Origin of the sequence: Haloactinospora alba, from assembly GCF_006717075.1 — a bacterium.
Taxonomy (GTDB): Bacteria; Actinomycetota; Actinomycetes; order Streptosporangiales; family Streptosporangiaceae; genus Haloactinospora; species Haloactinospora alba.
In genome coordinates this window covers 617118-635341 of the sequence record NZ_VFQC01000001.1, presented here as the reverse complement: position 1 = coordinate 635341, position 18224 = coordinate 617118, and the positions used below count along the sequence as shown (strand labels likewise).

The window sequence follows — 18224 nt, the reverse complement described above, 5'->3', positions numbered from 1 at the left end:
CGGGTGGTCCGTCTCAGCTCCGAGAACGCGGGGGTCCACCCGACCTTCGACGCGCAACGGCGGCAGCGTGGCCCGCCCCCCCGACCGGCGCCCCCGACGTGGGCAGAGCCGCACCGATCGCGTCCCACGTGCCGTCAGCCACCCACTTCTTGTAACGGGTGTGGACCGCCTTCCAGTTGCCCAGCTCCGGTGGGAGGTCGCGCCAACGCGCCCCGGTGCGCGCCTTGTAGAGGATCGCCTCAACCACGGTTCGGCTGTCGGCCACCCAGCGCCGCGCCGCCCGCTCCCACTCGGCCACCACCGGTTCGACCACGGCCCACTGCTGGTCGGTCAGCGGTCCGGGCACAGGCCGGTTGCGGTCAACGAACCATTTGGCCAGCGAACACGGCTTGCCGACCTGCGGCAGCGGCACCGGACCGACCACCGTCACCCGCACGTCCAGCAGCTCCAAAACCTCGGCCCGACCGTCGGGGGGCATGTCGGCCAACCGGTCGCGCGCCGTGGTGGCCAGCGCCTCCAGGTCTGCGGCGGCCTTGGGGTGCCTCGTGTTTTCCGGACAGAGTGCCAATACGATGGTTCTGAAAGGAAACGAGGGAAGCATTGGGCAAGGCAAACGCATATTCGCCGGAGTTCCGTGATGAAGCGGTGAAACATGTCATCGAGAGTCAACGCTCTATCAACCGGGTTGCCAACGAGCTCGGGATCAGCTCGGAAACACTACGGAACTGGGTGCGCAAATACAGGAAAGAAACTCCCGACGATGCACCGTCACTGGATACGACCGAGCGGGCCCGGCTGCGTGAACTGGAACGACTCAACCGCGAGAAGGACATGGAGATCGCTTTTTTGAAAAAAGCGGCCGCGTACTTCGCGAAGGATCGTCCGTAAGCGACATATACGAGTTCATCGAGACGATGCGGTTCGATGAACACGCGGAGTACGCTTTCCCCGTTGATTTCATGTGTGCATGCGTGAACGTCTCCCGGTCGGGTTACTACGAATGGCGGTCCCGGCCCGAATCCGCCACGTCTCAGCGCCGCCAACAGTTGCGGCTACTGATCCGCACCGCCGTAGACCACGCCGACGGCACCTACGGCCACCGGCGGATCCGCGCCCAGCTGCAACGCTGGGGCGTTGCGGTGGGAGTGGAGCTGGTGCGTCTGTTGATGGGCGAGATGGGGCTGCATCCCTGCCAACCCCGCCCCCGGCGCAGCTCGCTGACCACACCAGCGGATACCGGTGCGATCCCCGACCTCGTGGGCCGCGACTTCACCGCACCCATGCCCAGTGTGAAACTCGTCGGGGATATCACCTATATCCCGACATGGAGCGGGTGGGTGTATCTGGCCACCGTCATTGATTGCTGCACGAAAGAAGTGGTTGGTTATGCGATGGATGACAACTACCGGACTCCGCTGATCATCCGGGCTGTCGCTCATGCGACAGGCAAGGGAAAGGTTCGTGCGGGGGCGGTGTTCCATTCGGATCGGGGGAGTAATTACACGTCCCGGGAGTTCGGTGATTACCTTGCTTCGGTCGGGATGACACGGTCGGTGGGGCGAACCGGGATTTGTTTCGACAACGCGATGGCGGAATCATTTTTCGGGGTGTTGAAGAATGAGCGTGTGAACCAGATGGTGTATCCCACGCGAGAACGAGCACGACGGGACATTACACGATACATCGAGCACTGGTATAATCACAGGCGTCTTCATTCCGCACTGGGATACAACACTCCATCAGAGATCTATGCGGAACATGAGAAACAGCGCCTAGCTGCGTAAAATCACCGGCTCACTCCCTGTCCGGAATCAGCAAGGCCCCTCACCTCGCGCGCGGCCTCGGTCTCGGCTTGCCACGCCTGGGCTTCGGCCCGCATCGCCTCCAGTTGCTGAAGCTCCTCGGTCAGGGCGCGTGTGGCCGCCTCAACCGCCACGGTCGGCAACCCGGCTCGGGCGTACTCGGTCACGGTCCGGGTTACGGCGTCGTTGCGCTCGGCTATCTGGCGGTCCAAGTCGGCGATGCGCGCGGCGTGGTCGGTGGCCGAACCGCCCGCCGACTCGGCCCACTCGGCGGCCATAGCTTTGAGGCGGCCGGGGTCGCCCAGCAGCCGGACCACCTCGTCCCACACGCGCTGTTCCAGCTCGGCGGCCGGGATCTGGGAGTCTGCGCAGCGCTCCGCCCCCGGGTGGTGGGCCACCCGGCCTTTGCACTTGTACACCGGCCCGACCTCGCGCCCCGACTTGCCGCCTTTGCCGCCCACGTGGTGGGCTCCGCACTGGCCGAACACCCGACCTGACAGCGGGTACGTCCGCCGCTCGGGGCCAACGCCCGCCCTGGTCGGGCGCAGGGCTTGGCGCAGCTCGGCCACCTCGTCCGGCTCGAAGATCGGCGGCAGCTCGATCACCACGGACTCGCCGAACTGGGGCTTGCCGTCCTTGGTGAGCTTGGCGCCCCGGCCGCTGGTGGCCCTGGCCGGGTTGCGAAACACCACCCGGGCCTCGGTTGTGGACTCGCTGAGCAACCGAGCCCGCAGGTTCACCACCGACCACGGCCGCCCCGAGCGGGTGACCATGCCCATCGCGTTGAGCCGGGCGGTGGTCGTGCCGACGTCCAAGCCCCGTTCAACCAGGTGGGCGTGCGCCGTTCGTAGGATGGCCGACTCGGCCTCGTCTACGACCAGGTACGAGCCCCGGCGGCCAAGCCCTTCGATGCGCCAGCCGTAGGGGGGTTGCCCGCCTACCCACCCGCCGGACCTGGCCTTGGCTTGCAACCCGTCTTGAAGCTGGTCGCGGATGGTGTTGTAGTCCATCTCGGCGAACATGGCGTACATCTGGAGCTGGGCCATACCGGTGGGGGTGGTGGTGTCGACGATCTCCTGCGTGGCCGACACGAACCCGACTTCGAGGTCTTGAAGTGCCCAGATGTAGCGCCAGAACGCCCGGCCAACGCGCCCGATGCGGTTGTACTTGTGCACCACGACCACGTCGATACGCCCGGCCTCGGCGTCGGCCAGCAGCCGGTCCAGGGCGGGGCGCGAGGTCAGCGACCCCGACACCCCTTCGTCAATGTAAGTCTGAGCCGGGGTCCAGCCCTTCCGGTCGATGTACTCGGCGCACCCCTCTATCTGTGTCTCGATGCCGTAGCCCCGGGTCTGCTCCTCGGTCGACACCCGGGCATATGTCGCCGCCCGCATGCGGGGCGGTGGTTGGATGGCCATGCTGGGAGTCCCTTCTCAGCGATCAGGCCCGGCCGGGGGCTGCATCCCTGGCCGGGCCACCTGATGCGGATGTTCAGAGCAGCGCGAATTTGGTGGTGGTGCGCTCCGCGCCGCTGCGGTCGGTGTAGGTGAAGGTGTCGCCCTCGACGCGCCCGGTGCGCTCCCAGCGCCCGACCTTGGCGCGAACGGTGTCGGCGTCGGCCGTGGCCTGCTCCTGCTTGGCTTGGGCGCGGCTGATGCCGCTGGCCACGTGGCGGGCGAACCCGAAACGGCTGGCGGCCTCGCTGGCCTGCACGGGCTCGTCGGGCGCCCCGGCCAGCGCGACCAGGTGCCCAGCGGCACCAGCCTTGATCAGAAAGCCCTTCAACTTGGCGTCGTGGCCGGGGGCAAAGTCACGCCGCGTGGTCTTGGTGCAACCTGTCGTTTCGCCCGTGGTGGCGTCGGCGTACTTGGAGCAAGTGCAGGGGGTCTCGGCCTTGGCGGGGGCGGCCTTGGTCTCGGCGGTCATGGCAGGCTTCCTTTCGGTTGGGGGGGTTAGGCGGCGAGCGTGTAGGCGCTTGTCCAGGGCTGGACGGCCACCGCGTCGCCGCTGTCGTCGGTGGCCACCGGGTCGGCAACGGGGGTTACCGGTGCCCGGTAGTCGGCCAGGTGGGGCGCGCGGTGAATGCGGAAGTGGGTCACACGGTCGAGGCGGAAGGAGCGGGTCGCGCCGGAGCGCCTATCGAACGCCCGGAGCACGATGTCGCCAGCGGCCGTGACCTCGACGGCGTGCAGCTCCACGGCCCGGCGCGACACCTCGCCGTTCTCCTTGACGTAGCGCAGCGTCACGGCGCGAGTGGCTTCGGCTGCGCCGACCAGGTGGGCCAGGGTTCGGCCGGTGCTGGTGTTGATCCGCATCGCGCGTCCTTTCTGAACCAAAAAAGGGGGCGCGGCGCCCCCACTAATAAAATTAAATCATTGGAATTTAACCTCCCACAATTCCCTTTAAATGCAAGTCGACCCCGATTCCGATAACCCAGAATCGGGGCCTAAAAGAATGGCGTTGGGCGGGGGGTCAGCCGGAGCGCACAGCGCGCAGGTAGCGCTTGCCGGACGTGAGCGAACAGCCCAAGTCGTCGGCCACCTGCTGGGCGGTCAGGTCCGGCCGCTGGACCAGCAGCCCGCGCACCTGGTCCAGGCGCTGAGCTTTGCGCGTCGTCGAGTCCACACCGGGGGCCAACTGGGCCGGTTCAGGTTCAGGCTCGGGGGCCAACTGGCCCAGCTCGGGCTCAGCCTCGGCGGGCTCGGGGGCCACCTGGTGGACCTGGGCGGGCTCAGCCTGGTTCAGGCGGGGGTCAACTAAGGTCGCCTGCCACTCCATGACGCGGTGCACCAGCAGCACCGACCCGAAGAACAGGACGACCAGCAGCGCCGGAACAGCTGTTGAGATCACCACCTCGGCCCGACCGGTCGGGGCGCCCATCAGGTAGTGCGAACCGACCTGGGCCGACACGGCCACCCCGAACATCGCAGCCGTCCACACCCAGGCGAACCAGTAGCTCAGACCCCCGACCCATCGGTGTACGGCGGTGGCCACGGCCAGCAGCGCCGAAGCTTCGGCACCGAACACCATGACCCACGGGTGCGCGAAGTTGGCCGTCTCGGCCAGCCAGTGCCAGCCCCTCGCGATCTCCAGGAACAGCGCCCCCGCGAACGTCCAACACAGGACGTACAGCCCGAGCCCGGACCATCGGCCCACCGGGCGCACCGTGGCCACCCGACCGGTGGCTGTGGTTTGATCGGTGTAAGTCACGTTGATACTCCGTTGACTGCTCAGGCCGGGGGTACGGGGTCCAGCCGCACCCCCGGCCGATTCGTGTTGGTCTACTGGCGCCGGGGGCGCTGCTGACGCCGGGCGCCGCCGTGGGCGGGAACGCGAACCTCGGGTGCGGGCTTGTCAGTCGCGCGGCGGTGGCCCTTGACCCGCTCGACAACCTCGGCCCTGGTGGGCTTCTTGGACTCGGGCGCCTGGACCTGCTGGGCCACCTCGGTGGCCGTGCGGTGCGCCAAGTCAGTGGCGCCGCGCCAGTCGCCTTCAGCGGCCAGGTCGGCCACCTGGTGGGCCGCTTCGGTCGCCTCGTGGGCTAGCTGGTCGTCGAGGCCGACGCTGCGATGCGCCAAGACCGCTTCCGCGCGGTCTCGCCCTCCGACGTTCCGGGCGCCCAAAAGCGCGTTCTGGACGCGGCCCCGGACTGTCTTCTGGTGAGTGTCTTCGCCCTGAGGCTTAGTCATGGTGTCCTCCCTGCTGGACGTGGTTGACTGGGCTTGTAGCTCTGCGGGCGGGCGGCGCCGGTTGAACGCCGCCAACCGGCGCCGCCCGTTCCGTCTCTCCGAACGGGTCGCGGCCACGTACGCCGACGGCCCACACGAGGCGCAGGCCAAAAACTGCTCGCCCCAGGCGGCCCGGTGGCTGATTCATGCGGCCACCTCGGCTTGGGCTCGGCGCCTGCGGTCGCGGGCGCGGGCGCGGTCGCGCTGACACTCGCGGCACTGGCGCCACCCTCTGGAGTCGGTGTAGGTGTTATCGGGGGAGTAAGCGTGGCCCCGGAGGCAAGCGACCTTGCGGGCGCTGACGTGTCGGCCCAACCGGATCGTGTCGGCGACGTTGTCGGCCGCACTCGCCCACCTCAAGTTGTTAAGGCGGTTATCCGTCTTACAGCCATTCCAGTGGGCGGCTTGATGGCCCTCGGGGCGCGGTCCGACGAACGCGTGCAGGACCAGGTGGTGGACCTTGCGGTAGCGCCTCTGGCCATCGCGCCACAGGCTGACCCGCTGGTACCCGCGCCGGTTCGATTTCGGCTTCAGCAGCTCGCCCCGTTTCCAAGACGAGTGCGACCGAACGCTGCCTCGGTCGCTGACCTCGTATAGTCCCTCGTAGCCGACTACTGGGCGCCACGTCTCGGTTTCAGTCATCGCGCACCAGCCCTTCGGCCGTGACACCGAGCGCCCGCGCCACCTTGATCAGGTGGGTAAGGCTGGGCTCGACCTGGCCACGCTCCCAGCACCCGACTCGCGCTTCTCGCGCGCCCACGCGCTCGCCCAGCTCCCGCTGGTTCCAGCCGTTGGCGGTGCGCAGCGCCCGGATCTTGGCTCCATCAACCCGCATTCGACCCTCCAAGGTCATCCGGTGATCCCATGAATCCACCGAACCATCCGGGGGCGGTTTGCCACAATCTGTGACATAGTTTGCGCTCTCAGCAACGGCGCCCGCCCGAAATGCGGGGGCGTATGCCCATACGGCCCGGGGGTCTGGATCGGACCGCCCCCCAGGGGGTTTCACCGGATGAAACCCCCGCCGTGGTGTCTCGCTGAAGCTCCGGGCGGTCTTTCTCAAATCGAGAAAGGGCGCCCGGTGCGCTGGGCCGGGGCGCCGTTCTCACCTCGCCCGCGTTTAAGCGAGAGCCGCGCCCCCAGCGGGGGCGCGCACCAGCTTGGCTGGCCACCACATGTGGGGCGGGTCCTCAACAACCAGGTCGGCACGGTCGATGGTGCCGCCCAGGGGGGCAGTGTCAAAGTTCGCCCACGCCCCGGCGCTGGCCCACACCTGCATCGGCCAACCGTCCTCGGGGGCTGTTACCACGGCGTCCAGGGCCTCGACCAGGCGCCACCGGTCGGCGTCGAGCTGGTCAGCCTCGACCCACACCACCGTCGAGGGCAGGTGCTCGGGCTCGGTGTCGGGGGCGGGCAGGTCGCAGCCCGACACCATCGAGTCGAAGTCGTCGGGCAGCAGGTCGCGCACCCCCATGTCCGTCCCGGGCGGGGGCGGGGCCTTGCACAGTTGCGGGTCGAACCGCGTTGAAGGCTCGCGCAGCCCCGCAGCCAGCAGGGCGCTGGCCTGCTCGGGCCAGCGGTAGTAGCGGCAGGTCCCCAGCGGTTCGGCGGTTCGGGCGACGGGGCACAGGTCGATCGGGGCGGGCCTCACCAGTCGCGCCCAACCCGACTGGTCGCCCCACAGCCACCCCAGTAGGTGCGCGGCAAGTGCGGTCATGGCCGCAGACTGGCACGTTCGCGAGGTCCGCCGAATACCCCAACTTGGTTTAGGAGGGGTACCCCCGGTAGCCCCGGTAGGCCCCCGTTGAGCAGTTGCGATTACGACGGGTAACTAGCGCCTGTGGCCGGGATCACAAGCCGACGCCGAAGCCGCGCGCCGTGGCCCACGCCACATAGCCACTTCCCGCGCACGCTCCAGCAACTCCGGGTGATCTTTGCAGGTCAGAGCACGTGCACGAGGGTGTAGGCGGGAGTAGCTTTGCGGAGAGCGCAACGCGGACTCGGCCTGCTTTTGTGGGGGCCACGCTAGGTTCTAGCCTTCTCCGCCCCTTCGACGGGGCGGGGCGTGGCCGGGGCCTGCACTAACCCTGCAGCCCACCCGGAGCGCCCTATGCCTGTCCTAAGCCTTGATAGCGACGCCTTGCGCCGGATCCGCCGTGAACGCGGCCTGAGCCAACGCCAGCTGGCCGAACTGATCCGCTCGACCTCCGTCGAGGTGAGCAAGTGGGACCGGGGCGTTCGCCCCGTCCAACTGGCCACCGTTGGGCGCCTGGCCATCGCCCTCGAAGTCCACCCCATGGACCTGCTGACCTGGGCGGGGGGTGTCGAGTGACCGCCCCCGCCGACGCGGCAGCGGACGAGGAGACCACCGAAGTCATTTGGACCGCCGCCCCCATGGGCGACGCCGCCTATCGAAGGCTCTTGCGCCTGCTGTTCGCACCCGCCGACGACGACCGAACCGGGGGCGACGCCGATGACTGACACGCAGCAGCCCCCCGCCCAACCCCAGGCGGGGGGCCACCAGAGCCAACCGAACCCAAACTCTGATTCCAGTGAAGCAGGCCCTATGACCAGCGCACAAACTGACAGTCCTTGGGTGGCTCGGGCTGAAGCCGACGGCGTTCTCGTCGTCAGCCACCAGGGCGGGGCCATGGAGTCCGTGCGCGACGAGCGGGGCGTGTTGGCCAACGCCCTGGAGCTGGCCAAGCTGGGGCACCCCGTGTTGCCGTGCTGGGGCGTGCGCGACGATGGCACGTGCCGCTGTCCCCACGGTGAGGCGTGCAAGAGCACGGGAAAGCATCCGCTCAGCCGCAAGGGCTTCGCCCCCAACGGCCTGGACGACGCCACCACTGAGGCCGACACCATCATCGGGTGGTTCGCCCAGGACAGCGGCAAACTCAACTTGGGGTGGCGCCTGGACGGGCTGGGCGTGCCCGACGTCGACGTTGCCGACGGCAAGATCGGCGGCCAGACCGTGGCTGAGCTGGAGGCCGAACACGGACCCCTGACCCCCACGCTGACCATTCGCACGGGTCGGGGTGGCCTTCAGTACGTCTACGAGCTGCCCGGTGTCGACACCGAGCAGTACGGCGACTCGCTGGGCACCAACGTCGACTTCAAGCGCGGCGCGGGGGCCTACGTCATGGTGCCCGGGTCGAAGACGGTCGACGTGTACCGGATCGAGTCGGGCAAGCTCGGTGAACACGAACCGCTGCCCCAGTGGGTGCACGAGGTGGCACGCAGGAACCCGCTTGACCAGGTGCGACAGCGCCGCAAACAGCAGCGGGAGGCCACCGCGCGCGCTGAGGCGATCGACAGCACCCGATTGGCCGAAAGTCTGGCCGAGTGCGACTCGAAGGCCGCATGCCTGAACCTGTCCCCTGGCCACCCCGACCGCAGCTCTTACGACTGGGTCAAGAAGACGGCCGGGTACGAGGCCCGAGACGCCCGGGACACGACTGCGCGGTCGTATGCCGACTACTACGCGGCGATGTGCGCCTACGACGGGGCGTCGGACCACCCGCGCTACGACTACGACCCCGAAAAGTTCGACGAGATCCTCACGTTTGTGTGGCGCGAGGAGTCAACCAAGCGCGCCGAGGTTTCCACCAACCAGGCAACGCGCGAGCTGTGGCGCGCGGACACCGAGGCGTACAAAGCTACCGGGGAGTACGACAACGAGGCGAACAAGGCACTTCTGCGCACGGTCACCCAGGAGGAGGCCCAGAAAGAGCGAGCCGCCGCCGACTGGAAACCCCCGGCCGACGAGCGAGCTGGCAACCTGGCCGACCGCTTGGCCAGGGAACGCCCGAAGGTGCCGCACCGGTTCGAGGGGCTCGGCAAGGTCGGGGCCAACACAACCGTCGCGGCTCAGTACAAGGCCGGAAAGACCACGCTGGTGTGCAATCTGGTGAGGTCTCTCGCTGACGAGGTACCGCTGTTCGGTCGGTTCGAGTTGAACACGCCGCTTTCAGGCAACATCGCCGTGTTCAACTACGAACTCGATGACGACGAGTTCGAGGACTGGTTGGCCGATCAGAACATCAAGCACCCTGACCGAGTGCATCTGCTGCACCTGCGGGGCGAGAAGCTACCGCTGGTGTCAGAGCCGGTAGAGGAGTGGGTGACGCAGTGGCTGGCCGAGCGCGACATCGAGGCGTTGATCATCGACCCTGCGGCCAGAGCGTTCAGCGGGTGTGGGGACGAGAACAGCAACCAGGACGTGGCGGCGTTCACCGAGGCTGTGGATGTGATCAAGCACAACGCCGGGGTGCGAGACCTGTGGATGCCCACCCACACCGGCCGGGGCCAGGAGGAAGCCGCCGAGCGTTCGCGCGGAGCCACGCGCTGGGACGACTGGCCGGACGTGCTGTGGAAGCTGGTCAAGGGCGACACCGGCAACCGGTACTTCGGCGCGCAGGGACGCAAGGTCAACCAGGCCGAGATCGAACTGTCATTCGACTCGGGCACAGGGCGCCTGGGCACCACAGGTGGCGGTGACCGGCAGTCGGCAGCCGAAGAGACGGAAGTGGGTCGCGCGGTCCAGCTACTGCGAACCCACCTCAGTCAGCACGGGGAGTGCTCCAAGAGCCAACTGTCGGGGCAGATCAGCAGCACCAAGAAGAAGGCCGAGCGCGTCATGAAGCTGGCCATCGAGCGGGGCAAGATCATCGAGCACAAAGCCGACAAGCCCGGCAAGCCACATCAACTCTCTCTTCCTTCTTCTTAACCAACCTCCCTCACCTCCCTGCAACCTCCCTACGACCTCCCTCCAGCCGCCGTAGGGAGGTGACCGGAACCACCTCCCTCCTCCCCTTGGGGAGGGAGGTGGTTCGGTCCCTCCGTCCGGTGGCGGCTGGAGGAATGCGGGAGGAGGGAGGGAGGTGGCCCACTCAACTACGCACGCCCCGCCCCAGTAACCAAAATTCAACTAGCACGCAGGAGGCCCAACGTGGGCAAGAAGAGCCACCAACCCCACCGCCAGGGCGGCCAACACACGTCGGTTGCTGCCGCGTGGTGGCTAGGCCAAACATGCGTTGGCTTCGACAGCCCCAACGCGGCTGACGACAAGGCGTGCCGGGCGCGCGCCCAAGACGACCTTGAGTGGGCAGCGCGCCAGCACCCCCATTTGATCAACGACGACGCCGCCTTGATAGCAGCAGCCGCCCACCGCCCCGGTGGCACGGGGTGCCCCGTGTGCACGCCGAGCCTGGTTGAGGAGCCGACCGCATGACAACCCGCCAACTCGAACCGCCACCCACCTTGAGGTTCAACCGCCGCGCCTTGATCCGGATTCGGCGCGAACGCGACGTGTCGGTGCGGAAGCTGGCCCGCAGACTCGGCCACCACCACGACCACCACGTGGCCGACTGGCTGAACGGCCACAGCGAACCCGGCTTGGGCAGCATCGGGCGGCTGGCGCGCGCGCTGGACTGCGATTGGCGCGACCTGATCGCGTGGTCGCACGAGGAGCCGCCACACCGCCGCCACGTGGCCCAGGCCGAAGGCGCCCTTCCTTAAACGCGGGCGACACGCCGCCGTCCGGCCGGGGCTGAGCCCCGGCCACGGCGCGCGAGCCCCTCGGAGGCCCCACCGAGCTTCAGCGAGACGTATGCGGGGCGGCAGGAGGCTGCGCCACCGACTCTGCGGAGGAGTGCACAAAGCCCCCAATATCGAGCGGCTGGCCTGTTACTGTCCCGACATGGACCAGCCTTCCTCTCTCGTCGTCTGCCGCGCGGGCCATACCGCCCATTACCCGGCCGCACTCGAAACCGCCGCCAACACTGGGACTGACCTGGCGTTCTGCATCGCCTGCGACTGTCAGCGGGTCCACATGGTCGTTCTGTACAGCGGCGAGCGCCCTCGCGTGGTCGCGTCTGGAGACGTCGACCTTTACGCCCGATTCGAGGCCACCGAATGGCCCGAGCGTGTCCACACCGACGAGGCGGGGGCGTTCTTCTATCGGGAAATGGAACCGCTCGGCCTCGCGCTGTTTCTGGAGGAGGAACGTCGTGATCATCGACCTGGGTGACGTGGTTGCGGTCGTCGCTGCCGTGTTCGCGGGACTCGCCTGGTGGCAGGCCAGGAGGTCAGCCAACTCGGATACCACGCTGGCCAAGATTGCGAACGGAGAGCTGCGCGGCAGGCTCGCCCAGTGGAGTCCCGAGCGGATGCACAAGCCGGACCCAGAGGTCCGCAGGGATGGCGCACGGAGGGGCCGCGTCATGAATTCGGGTGACGAGTTGGCCCTCAAAGTCGTGGTCAAGGGTGAGCGGGTCGTCCGGCAGGGTGAAGAGGACGAGGTGGCCGTAGGGCACGGCGTGGAGTTTGAGTACCGGGTCTCCTACGAGGGCGATGGAACCCCTCCGCCTGAAGCGTTCTACATTCAGGTGGTGTGGGACAGGCCCGAGCACTCTGGCGGCGGGAGGAGGATGGAGACCGTTAGGTTCGCTCCTCGGGAGCTTCCGCGCCCCTGATGCCCCTGATGCCAAAGCTTCTGTCACTTGTCCTTGAATCGGCACCCCACCCCGTGGTTCTCGCGTGGCCGTCGTCAAGCTCTCGTGGGCGCCCCGCCCCCCTCAGCCCCGGCCAGCCCGCGCGAGCCTCGGAGACACAACGGAGCTTCAGCGAGCGGTATCCCGGGCGTCGTCGGGGCCGCCCCGTGGAGCCAGCGTTAGATACAGGTTGTCCCCTCGGGGATGGAGGCTGCTGGCGAACCACTCGCCTTCGATCTCGACCACGAACCACCCGGGCTTGCTCTCGTGGCGGCGCACGTTCACGTTCGGCTCATCCATCCGGCTACCTTACAGCGACCGGCGTGTTGGCCGCTCAGCGGCACATTGTCAGCGCTGAGGCGTACCGTTCGTAGCCAGGGAGATGCAGTCACCAACTCGCGGAGGGGATCGACATGACCAACCTCTACACGAAGAACGGCGTGCCGCTGAACGTGCGGGGCAACGAGGTGTTCAACCAGTCAGGCCGGTCGATCGGTCGGATCAGCGGGTCAAAGGTGTTCGGATCCAACGGCCGCTACGTCGGCACGATCGACGGTGATCGGCTGGTCTACCGGTCAACCGACTCAGCAACCACCGGGGGGTCTTTCGCGCCTAGCGCCGGAGCCGGAACGGCCAGCGCCCCCGTAGCTGGGTCCGCCATCTGGGGCGAAGAGCCCGACATCAGCGGCTGACACCATGCTCCACGCTTCGCCGCCCTGGCCCTCCAGGTGAGAGCCAGGGCGTTCGTTAGTCTCGGTCCTTCCCTGGGCACACCCGGTGATCGGCATCCCACCAGATCGGGTAGAAGACACGGGGATGTTCAGGCGTCAGGACTCCCCACAGCCGACCCATGTTTCCCTCACGGAACCGAAAGAGTTCGTCCCACTCTTCCAGCTTCAGTTCATGCAGCCGATTCTGGGCTTCCTTGCACAGATTTTCGACAGGGATGGGCTTGTTTCTAGGACCGCGACGCTTCTTGCCCCCGGTCTGCTGGTTAAAGATTTCCGTCCAGGTCAGGGACTCCATCTCGCGGAGGAGGGCGACGATCTTAAGGAGCGTGGCTTCATCGATCCCCCACGACCAGCTCCCCTGGTGATCACGGTCGAGCAACGAGAGACGCCACAGAGGACTTTGGCCATCAACGTCGTGACTGGCGGGAAGCCGACGTGGCACGCGGTTCGGCTGCTCGGGTACGACCGAAGCGGGAAGTCGCTTCGGCCTCTTGCCGCCCTTGCTCATACAGTCTCGGCGTCGTCCCTGTCGAGCAGCGAGCTGTAGAACTCCTTCATCGCGTCCGGCGGGATCTCAGCGTTGCTGCCGACATGGGCGGGAAGGCCCGCCCGGGCCTTCCTCCAAGGGTCTTCGTTGTGGGTCATCTCGCTGAGCTGCTTCCCCGTTAGCTTCCCGTAGGTGTCGACCACAACGTCGATGCTCTTGCGCTGGTCAGGGGTCAGGTGGTCGACGTCACCACGCGGCCACTCCCCAACGGAGAACTGGCCGCGGTGCTCGGCGAACAGTTCGCGTACGACAGGACCGTTGGCCCATGCCTCGATGCGCTCCTGGAACAGGGGGTCCTCGTCCCAGACCAGCGACCACGCCTGCGAGTAGTAGACGAGCTTCTGAAGCTTCATGGTGGACACGGGGCCGACCTTGGACAGGACGTAAGCGGCTACGTCATGTGCGCTAGCCACGGCGGTCTCCCTTCCTGTCGGTCGCGCTGTGCAGTTTGCTGTCGACTGCGGGTCGTGCGCGGGGGGGTGGGCACGTCAGAGATCCCAACTCAATCGTATGTCCGATTCGCATCTATTTCTGTACCCCTGGGGTGCGACAAATCTATCTCTTCGCAACGCTCGGCATTGGCAAAACTACTAAACGCACCCATGGTGTTGCCGTCTGCAACACGAGCCACCGGCGACCGGCGCGGCTCTCGATGGCTTTTCCTTGACCTGGCGAGGTGGGGTGGGCCCGACACCCGCCCCGCCCCCGCCAGGCGCCCGGAGACGCCCCCAGATGTCAGAGAGAGGCCACCGCACGCCGGGTTCAATCCGCCGCGTCCTGCTCGGCAGCGGCCTCCCGGCGCTCGCGCGGGGTCACCTCGTCGGTGGACCACTCCAGCAGGTCGGCGGGGTCGCTCACTGGTCGTCCTCCGCCCACTCGATGAGGACGGTGGGGTGGCAGCCCAGGGCGTCGGCGAGACGGCCGATGGTGCGCAGGTCAGGGGTCTGCTGGCCAGCCTCCCAGCGGGCCAGGCTCCTGCGGTCGAGCCCGCTGGTCTTGGCAAGCCGGATCTTGGACAGGCCGCGCTGCTCGCGAACGAGCTGCATGGCCCGATGGTGAATCTCAGCGTGTGCACGGGTGGGTCTCCCGGAACGAAGGTCGGTACGGCTCCGACCTCGTCCCGACTCCCACTTGCCCTTTCGGGTAGCCAAGATCTACGAGTTCAGTGCTCCTGCGGTGACTCCACCCCATCACCCGGGCGTCGCTCCCGCAATCGGTAGGGGTGCCCCAGCTACCGCCCTCCCCCGGTACCCCCAGTACGGCAACGACACGCCGGGCTCCTACGGGGCTCATCACTCGTCGTTCGGGCCGGCGCAACGAGAAGTGACAGCAAGGCGTGTTCAGGCCGACACAGCCTCGTAATCCGCTCGTGACCCCACTCAGAGGGCCGTCACAGGTCGGCCACACCAGCGCCCCTTATCGGTGGCGAGTGACATCATGTCGGGCATGAGCAGACATGAAAGCGACGAGGACCGTGTGTTGGACGCGTTCCGGCGCTGGCTGATCGCCGAGGGCTGGACCCCCACCACGCCCACCGACCAGTGGACCGACATCGAGGCGGTGCGCGGTGACGAGCGGCTGATCGGTGAGGCCAAGGGCCGAACCACCGAGAGGGGCATAGACGCTGACATCGCGTACGGCCAGCTGCTGCGCCGGATGACGGACCAGTCCCCGACCATCCGCTACGCCCTGATCGTGCCGACCTCGGCCGTCAAGGCTGCCGAGCGCGTTCCCTCTGCCGTGCGGCACCTGCTCCGAATCGACCTGTACGAAGTCACCGACGACAACCGCGTACTTCCCCGCCCGGCGTAGCCCCTCCTCGCGCCCCCGTGGGGTCTCCGAGCGCCTCGGGTGCCCTGCCCCGGCCAGCCACCCGCCCCCGGGCAGCACCGATCTAGACCAAGCCCCGCCCGTGGTGACCGTGACCACAGGGGTGTGGTGGAATCTCTGCCCCTCCAGCATGCTGAGGGCGAACACAGCCAGAGAGGAGCGCAGGCGTGACCGACGAGCGAGACCTGATCGAGTACGACGAGCCCCGCGTCCTGAGCGAGGCCTTCCCTGACCGAAGCGCCGCCGACCCTTGTGCGTGCACCGTATCCACGTGCGGGGTCGTCCTGCCCGCTGACCAGATGACGGTCATCAAGCGCCACCACGCCCGGTTCGCGAAGGGGTACCTGTGGGCCTACTGCCCCGACCACTTCGCCCGCACCCAGGTCTGAACCCTGACGGGCGGGATGCGGCCCCTCCTCGGCCGTCCGTGGGGTCTCGGAGCCGCCCGACGCCACCTGGCGCCGAGCGGCTGAGGGCGGTTCAGGAGGTCGTGAGGATGTGCTTAGCCGCAGCGTGAACGTCGTCTGCGGCCTGGGTGGTGCGGCTGAGAGCGTCCCCGAACTCGTCGGTCCGGGTGACGACGAACGCAGGCCCTTTGACCTCGATTACAACGTTTCCGACCACCAGCATGGGCATGTCACCGACGCGCCGGAGCCCGGAGTCAATGACCCCGTCCCGGCCGTGAATGCGTAGGGCGTTGTTGAGGGCTATCAACAGGTCCATGTGCCGCTGCCAGCCGCTCACCGCAGGGCCTCCAACCCGGCCAGGGTGCGCCGCAGCAGCTCCGCCGACAAAGCGTCCTGCGTTGCTTTTTGGCGCTCCCAGATCCGGTAGTACGGCCGCACGCGGTTGGAACGGCGGGGCGCCGCTGTGATTGACTGCCTCATGTCATCAGCTCCTCATTAGCTGGTGGCCACACCCCCGGCCTGTGGCTGCAGGCGCGGGGGCCTTTCTATCCATTATACATGACAACACATGACCTCATGTGACCTCATGTGAAAGCGCAGGTCAGCGACTATTGTTATATGGCGATAGACCTGGACGGTCCTGAGTTCCTGCGCGATCAGGTGGCGGCGATCCTGCGCGCCCGGATCGAGTCGGGCGAGTACCCGCCTCGGCGCCGTATCCCACCTGAGGCCGAGTTCATCGAGGAGTTCGGGGTGTCACGGCCCACCGTGCGGGCCGCGTTGGCCATCCTCGAAGACGAGGGCCGCATCGTCACCCGGCGCGGCAAGGGCCGGTTCGTAGCCGGAGCGGAAAGCTAGTCCTGCGGGTCGATCCGCTCGGCCACGTCGGGCCAGCCGAGCTGGCGACCCCACTGGGCGGCCCCCTGGCCGGTGACCACGCCGCCACTGGTTTTGAACACCCAGCACCCGGCCACGCCCCACCGAATCAAGTGGCCTTTGAGCTTGCCATCGTGGCCGGGCGCCCACGTGCGGCTGGTCTCGCTGTCGCACCCGGTGGTCTCGACGCGCCACGTTGTCTCGCCGTCTGGCACCAGCCCCCAAAAGCTGGCGCACTGTTGTCGTTCGTTGTCAGGTGACGTCATGTCGACCGACCCTAGCGCACCTGGTGGGCGCGTGTCGGGAGAACGCCGAACCAATCGGGGCAAAGCGGGGGCGCGTGCCCGTGACGGCTGGGACCATCGGTGCATGTGGGAAATGCAATCGGAAGTACTGGCTTCGTTTGCCGCCGCAGGGGGCGCTTGGGCCGCCGCCCTCGTGTCCATCGTGTCGGCAATCTTCACCGGAGTCCAGGCCAAAGCCGTCAGAAAGCAGACCGGGCACCAGGAGCGGGCGGCCGACGCAGCGAATGAGCAAACCAAACTTCAGCGCCAGATAGCCAGGGACGCCGCCCAGCCCTACGTCTGGGTGGACGTGCGCGCGGATGAGGCGCAGGGGTCGGCGTTTAACCTGCTCCTTGGTAACTCGGGGCCGACGTTCGCGCACAACATCCGCGCCACCATCGACCCACCACTGCCGAGTGACAACAGTTCCTCCGCGAAGGGAGAAGCCGCACAGCGGCGACTGCGCGAGGGCATCAAGTCGCTCGGTCCTGGCCACAGGCTTGTCTGGTTTATCGGCATTGGCCGTAAGATCGTGGAGGAGGACGTCCCGCAGCTCCACACGATCACGATCGAGGCTGAAGGGCCATACGGCCCGGTCGGGCCACTGACCTACGACCTCGACCTCGCCGACTTCCGCGAAACTCGCGACGCGCCTGAGGGCAACTTGCACTACGTCCGCAAGGCGATCGAAAAGATTGAGGAGAAGCTCCCGAGCCCAAAGAAGCCGCTGCGGGTGGTCCTCAATGACCAGGGCGGCGAGCAGGGGCCACCCAAGTCTCGGGGGGACGGCTCCTCGTAGCTGCGCGAGCCAGCTGGCGGGGCCTCACCGGTACACTTGCCTGCGGTGTCCGACGATCATAATCACGACCCGCCGCTCGGCGTCATCGACCGTGTAGATCACCCGGTACGGCCCCCCAACCGTTCTGACAGGGATGCGCCACGCGTTGCTGCGGCCCTGCATTTTGCAACACCTATCGGGGCGCGGCTCTCGGGCCAGACGGTCTATGGCGTCGCTCACTGCTTGCCGCACGCGCTGCTCAGAGATTCCCGCAAGATCCCTGATGGCTGCTCTGTCGTACTCGATGCGGTACCCGTCCATGGCGGCCTACACGAGTCCAAGTTCTTGTTTCGCCTCGTCGGCGGAGAGCGTCTCGCTACGACCGGTCTCTAGACGGACCAGTCGCTCCTCCAACAGCTGTTCTTCCATCTGGTCGAGGAGGCTCTCGTAGTGCCTCACGAGAGCAACGGGAACAATAGCAACGTACGGCTCTGAGTATTCGTCGTCAGCGACGTAAACGGCTTCCTCCCGCTCCACAACCCGTCGAACCACCTTGGCGAAGTGCTGTCGTGCCTCCCAAGAGGGGACGGTACGGTGCTCATCACTCATACGTTCAGGGTGCCCCTCAAGCGGTGGTGCAACCGCCCCCCGGCCAAATAGGTTGCTGAGTGTCTTGGCCGCTGTAGGCGGTCCCCACCGTCATCCCCCTGCGGCCCAGGGAAGTCCGGGTTGCGGCGTAGGTAGCCC

Annotated in this window: 31 protein-coding genes; 13 read left to right on the top strand and 18 right to left on the bottom strand. The window is 67.2% G+C overall.

What is annotated here, in order from left to right:
- Positions 1-13: 13 nt before the first annotated feature.
- The gene (locus tag FHX37_RS03110; protein ID WP_170181492.1) at positions 14-568 is read right to left on the bottom strand and encodes a transposase; all 555 of its coding nucleotides are present in this window, start codon (positions 566-568) and stop codon (positions 14-16) included.
- A 32-nt stretch (positions 569-600) separates the two neighbouring features.
- Between FHX37_RS03110 and FHX37_RS03105 the strand changes: the two genes are divergently transcribed.
- Complete coding sequence (locus FHX37_RS03105) at positions 601-888, top strand: transposase (protein ID WP_141921957.1); 288 nt, start codon at positions 601-603, stop codon at positions 886-888.
- A 5-nt stretch (positions 889-893) separates the two neighbouring features.
- Positions 894-1784: an IS3 family transposase gene (locus FHX37_RS03100; protein ID WP_141921956.1), complete on the top strand. Its 891-nt coding sequence runs from the start codon at positions 894-896 to the stop codon at positions 1782-1784.
- A 2-nt stretch (positions 1785-1786) separates the two neighbouring features.
- On the opposite strand, the gene FHX37_RS03095 is transcribed toward FHX37_RS03100, so the two are convergent.
- From FHX37_RS03095 to FHX37_RS03060, 8 genes are all read right to left on the bottom strand, one after another.
- Complete coding sequence (locus FHX37_RS03095; RefSeq protein WP_141921955.1) at positions 1787-3220, bottom strand: recombinase family protein; 1434 nt, start codon at positions 3218-3220, stop codon at positions 1787-1789.
- A 73-nt stretch (positions 3221-3293) separates the two neighbouring features.
- The gene (locus FHX37_RS03090) at positions 3294-3728 is read right to left on the bottom strand and encodes a hypothetical protein (RefSeq protein ID WP_141921954.1); all 435 of its coding nucleotides are present in this window, start codon (positions 3726-3728) and stop codon (positions 3294-3296) included.
- 26 nt (positions 3729-3754) lie between these two features.
- Positions 3755-4117: a WYL domain-containing protein gene (locus FHX37_RS03085; RefSeq protein WP_141921953.1), complete on the bottom strand. Its 363-nt coding sequence runs from the start codon at positions 4115-4117 to the stop codon at positions 3755-3757.
- A 157-nt stretch (positions 4118-4274) separates the two neighbouring features.
- On the bottom strand, positions 4275-5012 hold the full coding sequence (locus FHX37_RS03080; RefSeq protein WP_141921952.1) for a hypothetical protein: 738 nt from the start codon (positions 5010-5012) through the stop codon (positions 4275-4277).
- 71 nt (positions 5013-5083) lie between these two features.
- Complete coding sequence (locus FHX37_RS03075) at positions 5084-5380, bottom strand: hypothetical protein (protein ID WP_141921951.1); 297 nt, start codon at positions 5378-5380, stop codon at positions 5084-5086.
- Positions 5381-5674: 294 nt separating this feature from the next.
- Entirely contained in the window at positions 5675-6172 is a 498-nt protein-coding gene (locus FHX37_RS23810; RefSeq protein WP_141921950.1) for an NUMOD4 motif-containing HNH endonuclease, read from the bottom strand.
- A complete protein-coding gene (locus FHX37_RS03065; protein WP_170181491.1) occupies positions 6165-6365 on the bottom strand; it encodes a helix-turn-helix domain-containing protein in 201 nt (66 codons plus the stop codon). The genes FHX37_RS23810 and FHX37_RS03065 overlap by 8 nt, the downstream gene beginning before the upstream one ends.
- Positions 6366-6650: 285 nt before the next feature.
- A complete protein-coding gene (locus FHX37_RS03060) occupies positions 6651-7247 on the bottom strand; it encodes a hypothetical protein (protein ID WP_141921948.1) in 597 nt (198 codons plus the stop codon).
- 393 nt (positions 7248-7640) lie between these two features.
- Between FHX37_RS03060 and FHX37_RS03055 the strand changes: the two genes are divergently transcribed.
- The 6 genes from FHX37_RS03055 (at position 7641) to FHX37_RS03035 (ending at position 12006) form a co-directional block, all read left to right on the top strand.
- The gene (locus FHX37_RS03055) at positions 7641-7862 is read left to right on the top strand and encodes a helix-turn-helix domain-containing protein (protein WP_141921947.1); all 222 of its coding nucleotides are present in this window, start codon (positions 7641-7643) and stop codon (positions 7860-7862) included.
- The gene (locus tag FHX37_RS22715; RefSeq protein ID WP_170181490.1) at positions 7859-8011 is read left to right on the top strand and encodes a hypothetical protein; all 153 of its coding nucleotides are present in this window, start codon (positions 7859-7861) and stop codon (positions 8009-8011) included. Before FHX37_RS03055 ends, FHX37_RS22715 begins: the two co-directional genes overlap by 4 nt.
- A 115-nt stretch (positions 8012-8126) precedes the next feature.
- Positions 8127-10259 carry an AAA family ATPase gene (locus tag FHX37_RS03050; RefSeq protein WP_170181489.1) on the top strand — a complete coding sequence of 711 codons (2133 nt, stop codon included), beginning with the start codon at positions 8127-8129 and terminating at the stop codon, positions 10257-10259.
- A gap of 500 nt (positions 10260-10759) precedes the next feature.
- Complete coding sequence (locus FHX37_RS03045) at positions 10760-11050, top strand: helix-turn-helix domain-containing protein (protein WP_123201208.1); 291 nt, start codon at positions 10760-10762, stop codon at positions 11048-11050.
- Between the two features lie 181 nt (positions 11051-11231).
- On the top strand, positions 11232-11561 hold the full coding sequence (locus tag FHX37_RS03040; protein WP_141921946.1) for a hypothetical protein: 330 nt from the start codon (positions 11232-11234) through the stop codon (positions 11559-11561).
- Positions 11542-12006, top strand: coding sequence for a hypothetical protein (locus FHX37_RS03035; RefSeq protein ID WP_123201210.1), 465 nt, complete (start codon positions 11542-11544; stop codon positions 12004-12006). Before FHX37_RS03040 ends, FHX37_RS03035 begins: the two co-directional genes overlap by 20 nt.
- Before the next feature lie 147 nt (positions 12007-12153).
- Here the strand turns inward: FHX37_RS03035 and FHX37_RS22710 are convergent, their stop codons facing one another.
- Positions 12154-12324: a hypothetical protein gene (locus FHX37_RS22710; RefSeq protein WP_170181488.1), complete on the bottom strand. Its 171-nt coding sequence runs from the start codon at positions 12322-12324 to the stop codon at positions 12154-12156.
- 113 nt (positions 12325-12437) lie between these two features.
- Between FHX37_RS22710 and FHX37_RS03030 the strand changes: the two genes are divergently transcribed.
- Positions 12438-12716: a hypothetical protein gene (locus FHX37_RS03030; RefSeq protein ID WP_123201211.1), complete on the top strand. Its 279-nt coding sequence runs from the start codon at positions 12438-12440 to the stop codon at positions 12714-12716.
- A gap of 55 nt (positions 12717-12771) precedes the next feature.
- Here the strand turns inward: FHX37_RS03030 and FHX37_RS03025 are convergent, their stop codons facing one another.
- The 3 genes from FHX37_RS03025 to FHX37_RS03015 all read right to left on the bottom strand — a co-directional run bounded on the left by FHX37_RS03025 (position 12772) and on the right by FHX37_RS03015 (position 14348).
- The gene (locus tag FHX37_RS03025; protein WP_141921945.1) at positions 12772-13263 is read right to left on the bottom strand and encodes a hypothetical protein; all 492 of its coding nucleotides are present in this window, start codon (positions 13261-13263) and stop codon (positions 12772-12774) included.
- Positions 13260-13715, bottom strand: a complete 456-nt coding sequence (locus FHX37_RS03020) for a Panacea domain-containing protein (protein ID WP_123201212.1) — start codon at positions 13713-13715, stop codon at positions 13260-13262. Before FHX37_RS03020 ends, FHX37_RS03025 begins: the two co-directional genes overlap by 4 nt.
- A 441-nt stretch (positions 13716-14156) precedes the next feature.
- Positions 14157-14348, bottom strand: coding sequence for a helix-turn-helix domain-containing protein (locus FHX37_RS03015; RefSeq protein WP_123201213.1), 192 nt, complete (start codon positions 14346-14348; stop codon positions 14157-14159).
- Between the two features lie 400 nt (positions 14349-14748).
- On the opposite strand from FHX37_RS03015, the gene FHX37_RS03010 reads away from it, so the two are divergent.
- A complete protein-coding gene (locus FHX37_RS03010) occupies positions 14749-15114 on the top strand; it encodes a hypothetical protein (RefSeq protein ID WP_211351729.1) in 366 nt (121 codons plus the stop codon).
- Positions 15115-15299: 185 nt separating this feature from the next.
- Positions 15300-15521: a hypothetical protein gene (locus FHX37_RS03005; protein ID WP_141921944.1), complete on the top strand. Its 222-nt coding sequence runs from the start codon at positions 15300-15302 to the stop codon at positions 15519-15521.
- A gap of 91 nt (positions 15522-15612) precedes the next feature.
- Here the strand turns inward: FHX37_RS03005 and FHX37_RS03000 are convergent, their stop codons facing one another.
- Both FHX37_RS03000 and FHX37_RS22705 read right to left on the bottom strand, forming a co-directional pair.
- The gene (locus tag FHX37_RS03000; protein ID WP_141921943.1) at positions 15613-15876 is read right to left on the bottom strand and encodes a hypothetical protein; all 264 of its coding nucleotides are present in this window, start codon (positions 15874-15876) and stop codon (positions 15613-15615) included.
- Positions 15873-16019 carry a hypothetical protein gene (locus FHX37_RS22705; RefSeq protein WP_170181487.1) on the bottom strand — a complete coding sequence of 49 codons (147 nt, stop codon included), beginning with the start codon at positions 16017-16019 and terminating at the stop codon, positions 15873-15875. Before FHX37_RS22705 ends, FHX37_RS03000 begins: the two co-directional genes overlap by 4 nt.
- 138 nt (positions 16020-16157) lie before the next feature.
- Here FHX37_RS22705 and FHX37_RS02995 point away from each other — a divergent pair, with 138 nt between their 5' ends.
- Entirely contained in the window at positions 16158-16397 is a 240-nt protein-coding gene (locus FHX37_RS02995; protein WP_141921942.1) for a GntR family transcriptional regulator, read from the top strand.
- Here FHX37_RS02995 and FHX37_RS02990 read toward each other — a convergent pair.
- Positions 16394-16630: a hypothetical protein gene (locus FHX37_RS02990; RefSeq protein WP_141921941.1), complete on the bottom strand. Its 237-nt coding sequence runs from the start codon at positions 16628-16630 to the stop codon at positions 16394-16396. The genes FHX37_RS02995 and FHX37_RS02990 overlap by 4 nt on opposite strands.
- Before the next feature lie 154 nt (positions 16631-16784).
- Between FHX37_RS02990 and FHX37_RS02985 the strand changes: the two genes are divergently transcribed.
- Positions 16785-17498 (top strand): hypothetical protein, encoded by a 714-nt coding sequence (locus tag FHX37_RS02985; RefSeq protein WP_141921940.1) that lies wholly within the window; start codon positions 16785-16787, stop codon positions 17496-17498.
- Positions 17499-17522: 24 nt separating this feature from the next.
- On the opposite strand, the gene FHX37_RS24035 is transcribed toward FHX37_RS02985, so the two are convergent.
- The gene (locus tag FHX37_RS24035; protein ID WP_141921939.1) at positions 17523-17798 is read right to left on the bottom strand and encodes a type II toxin-antitoxin system RelE family toxin; all 276 of its coding nucleotides are present in this window, start codon (positions 17796-17798) and stop codon (positions 17523-17525) included.
- A 6-nt stretch (positions 17799-17804) separates the two neighbouring features.
- Positions 17805-18086, bottom strand: coding sequence for an antitoxin of toxin-antitoxin stability system (locus tag FHX37_RS02975; RefSeq protein ID WP_141921938.1), 282 nt, complete (start codon positions 18084-18086; stop codon positions 17805-17807).
- Between the last annotated feature and the right edge of the window lie 138 nt (positions 18087-18224).

Coding starts and splice junctions, on each gene's coding strand:
- FHX37_RS03095 (WP_141921955.1), bottom strand. CDS start 3,220: ATGGCCATCCAACCACCGCCCCGCATGCGGGCGGCGACATATGCCCGG.
- FHX37_RS03090 (WP_141921954.1), bottom strand. CDS start 3,728: ATGACCGCCGAGACCAAGGCCGCCCCCGCCAAGGCCGAGACCCCCTGC.
- FHX37_RS03085 (WP_141921953.1), bottom strand. CDS start 4,117: ATGCGGATCAACACCAGCACCGGCCGAACCCTGGCCCACCTGGTCGGC.
- FHX37_RS23810 (WP_141921950.1), bottom strand. CDS start 6,172: ATGACTGAAACCGAGACGTGGCGCCCAGTAGTCGGCTACGAGGGACTA.
- FHX37_RS03065 (WP_170181491.1), bottom strand. CDS start 6,365: ATGCGGGTTGATGGAGCCAAGATCCGGGCGCTGCGCACCGCCAACGGC.
- FHX37_RS03060 (WP_141921948.1), bottom strand. CDS start 7,247: ATGACCGCACTTGCCGCGCACCTACTGGGGTGGCTGTGGGGCGACCAG.
- FHX37_RS03055 (WP_141921947.1), top strand. CDS start 7,641: ATGCCTGTCCTAAGCCTTGATAGCGACGCCTTGCGCCGGATCCGCCGT.
- FHX37_RS03045 (WP_123201208.1), top strand. CDS start 10,760: ATGACAACCCGCCAACTCGAACCGCCACCCACCTTGAGGTTCAACCGC.
- FHX37_RS03040 (WP_141921946.1), top strand. CDS start 11,232: ATGGACCAGCCTTCCTCTCTCGTCGTCTGCCGCGCGGGCCATACCGCC.
- FHX37_RS22710 (WP_170181488.1), bottom strand. CDS start 12,324: ATGGATGAGCCGAACGTGAACGTGCGCCGCCACGAGAGCAAGCCCGGG.
- FHX37_RS03030 (WP_123201211.1), top strand. CDS start 12,438: ATGACCAACCTCTACACGAAGAACGGCGTGCCGCTGAACGTGCGGGGC.
- FHX37_RS03025 (WP_141921945.1), bottom strand. CDS start 13,263: ATGAGCAAGGGCGGCAAGAGGCCGAAGCGACTTCCCGCTTCGGTCGTA.
- FHX37_RS03015 (WP_123201213.1), bottom strand. CDS start 14,348: ATGCAGCTCGTTCGCGAGCAGCGCGGCCTGTCCAAGATCCGGCTTGCC.
- FHX37_RS03010 (WP_211351729.1), top strand. CDS start 14,749: ATGAGCAGACATGAAAGCGACGAGGACCGTGTGTTGGACGCGTTCCGG.
- FHX37_RS22705 (WP_170181487.1), bottom strand. CDS start 16,019: ATGAGGCAGTCAATCACAGCGGCGCCCCGCCGTTCCAACCGCGTGCGG.
- FHX37_RS02995 (WP_141921942.1), top strand. CDS start 16,158: ATGGCGATAGACCTGGACGGTCCTGAGTTCCTGCGCGATCAGGTGGCG.
- FHX37_RS02985 (WP_141921940.1), top strand. CDS start 16,785: ATGTGGGAAATGCAATCGGAAGTACTGGCTTCGTTTGCCGCCGCAGGG.
- FHX37_RS24035 (WP_141921939.1), bottom strand. CDS start 17,798: ATGGACGGGTACCGCATCGAGTACGACAGAGCAGCCATCAGGGATCTT.
- FHX37_RS02975 (WP_141921938.1), bottom strand. CDS start 18,086: ATGAGTGATGAGCACCGTACCGTCCCCTCTTGGGAGGCACGACAGCAC.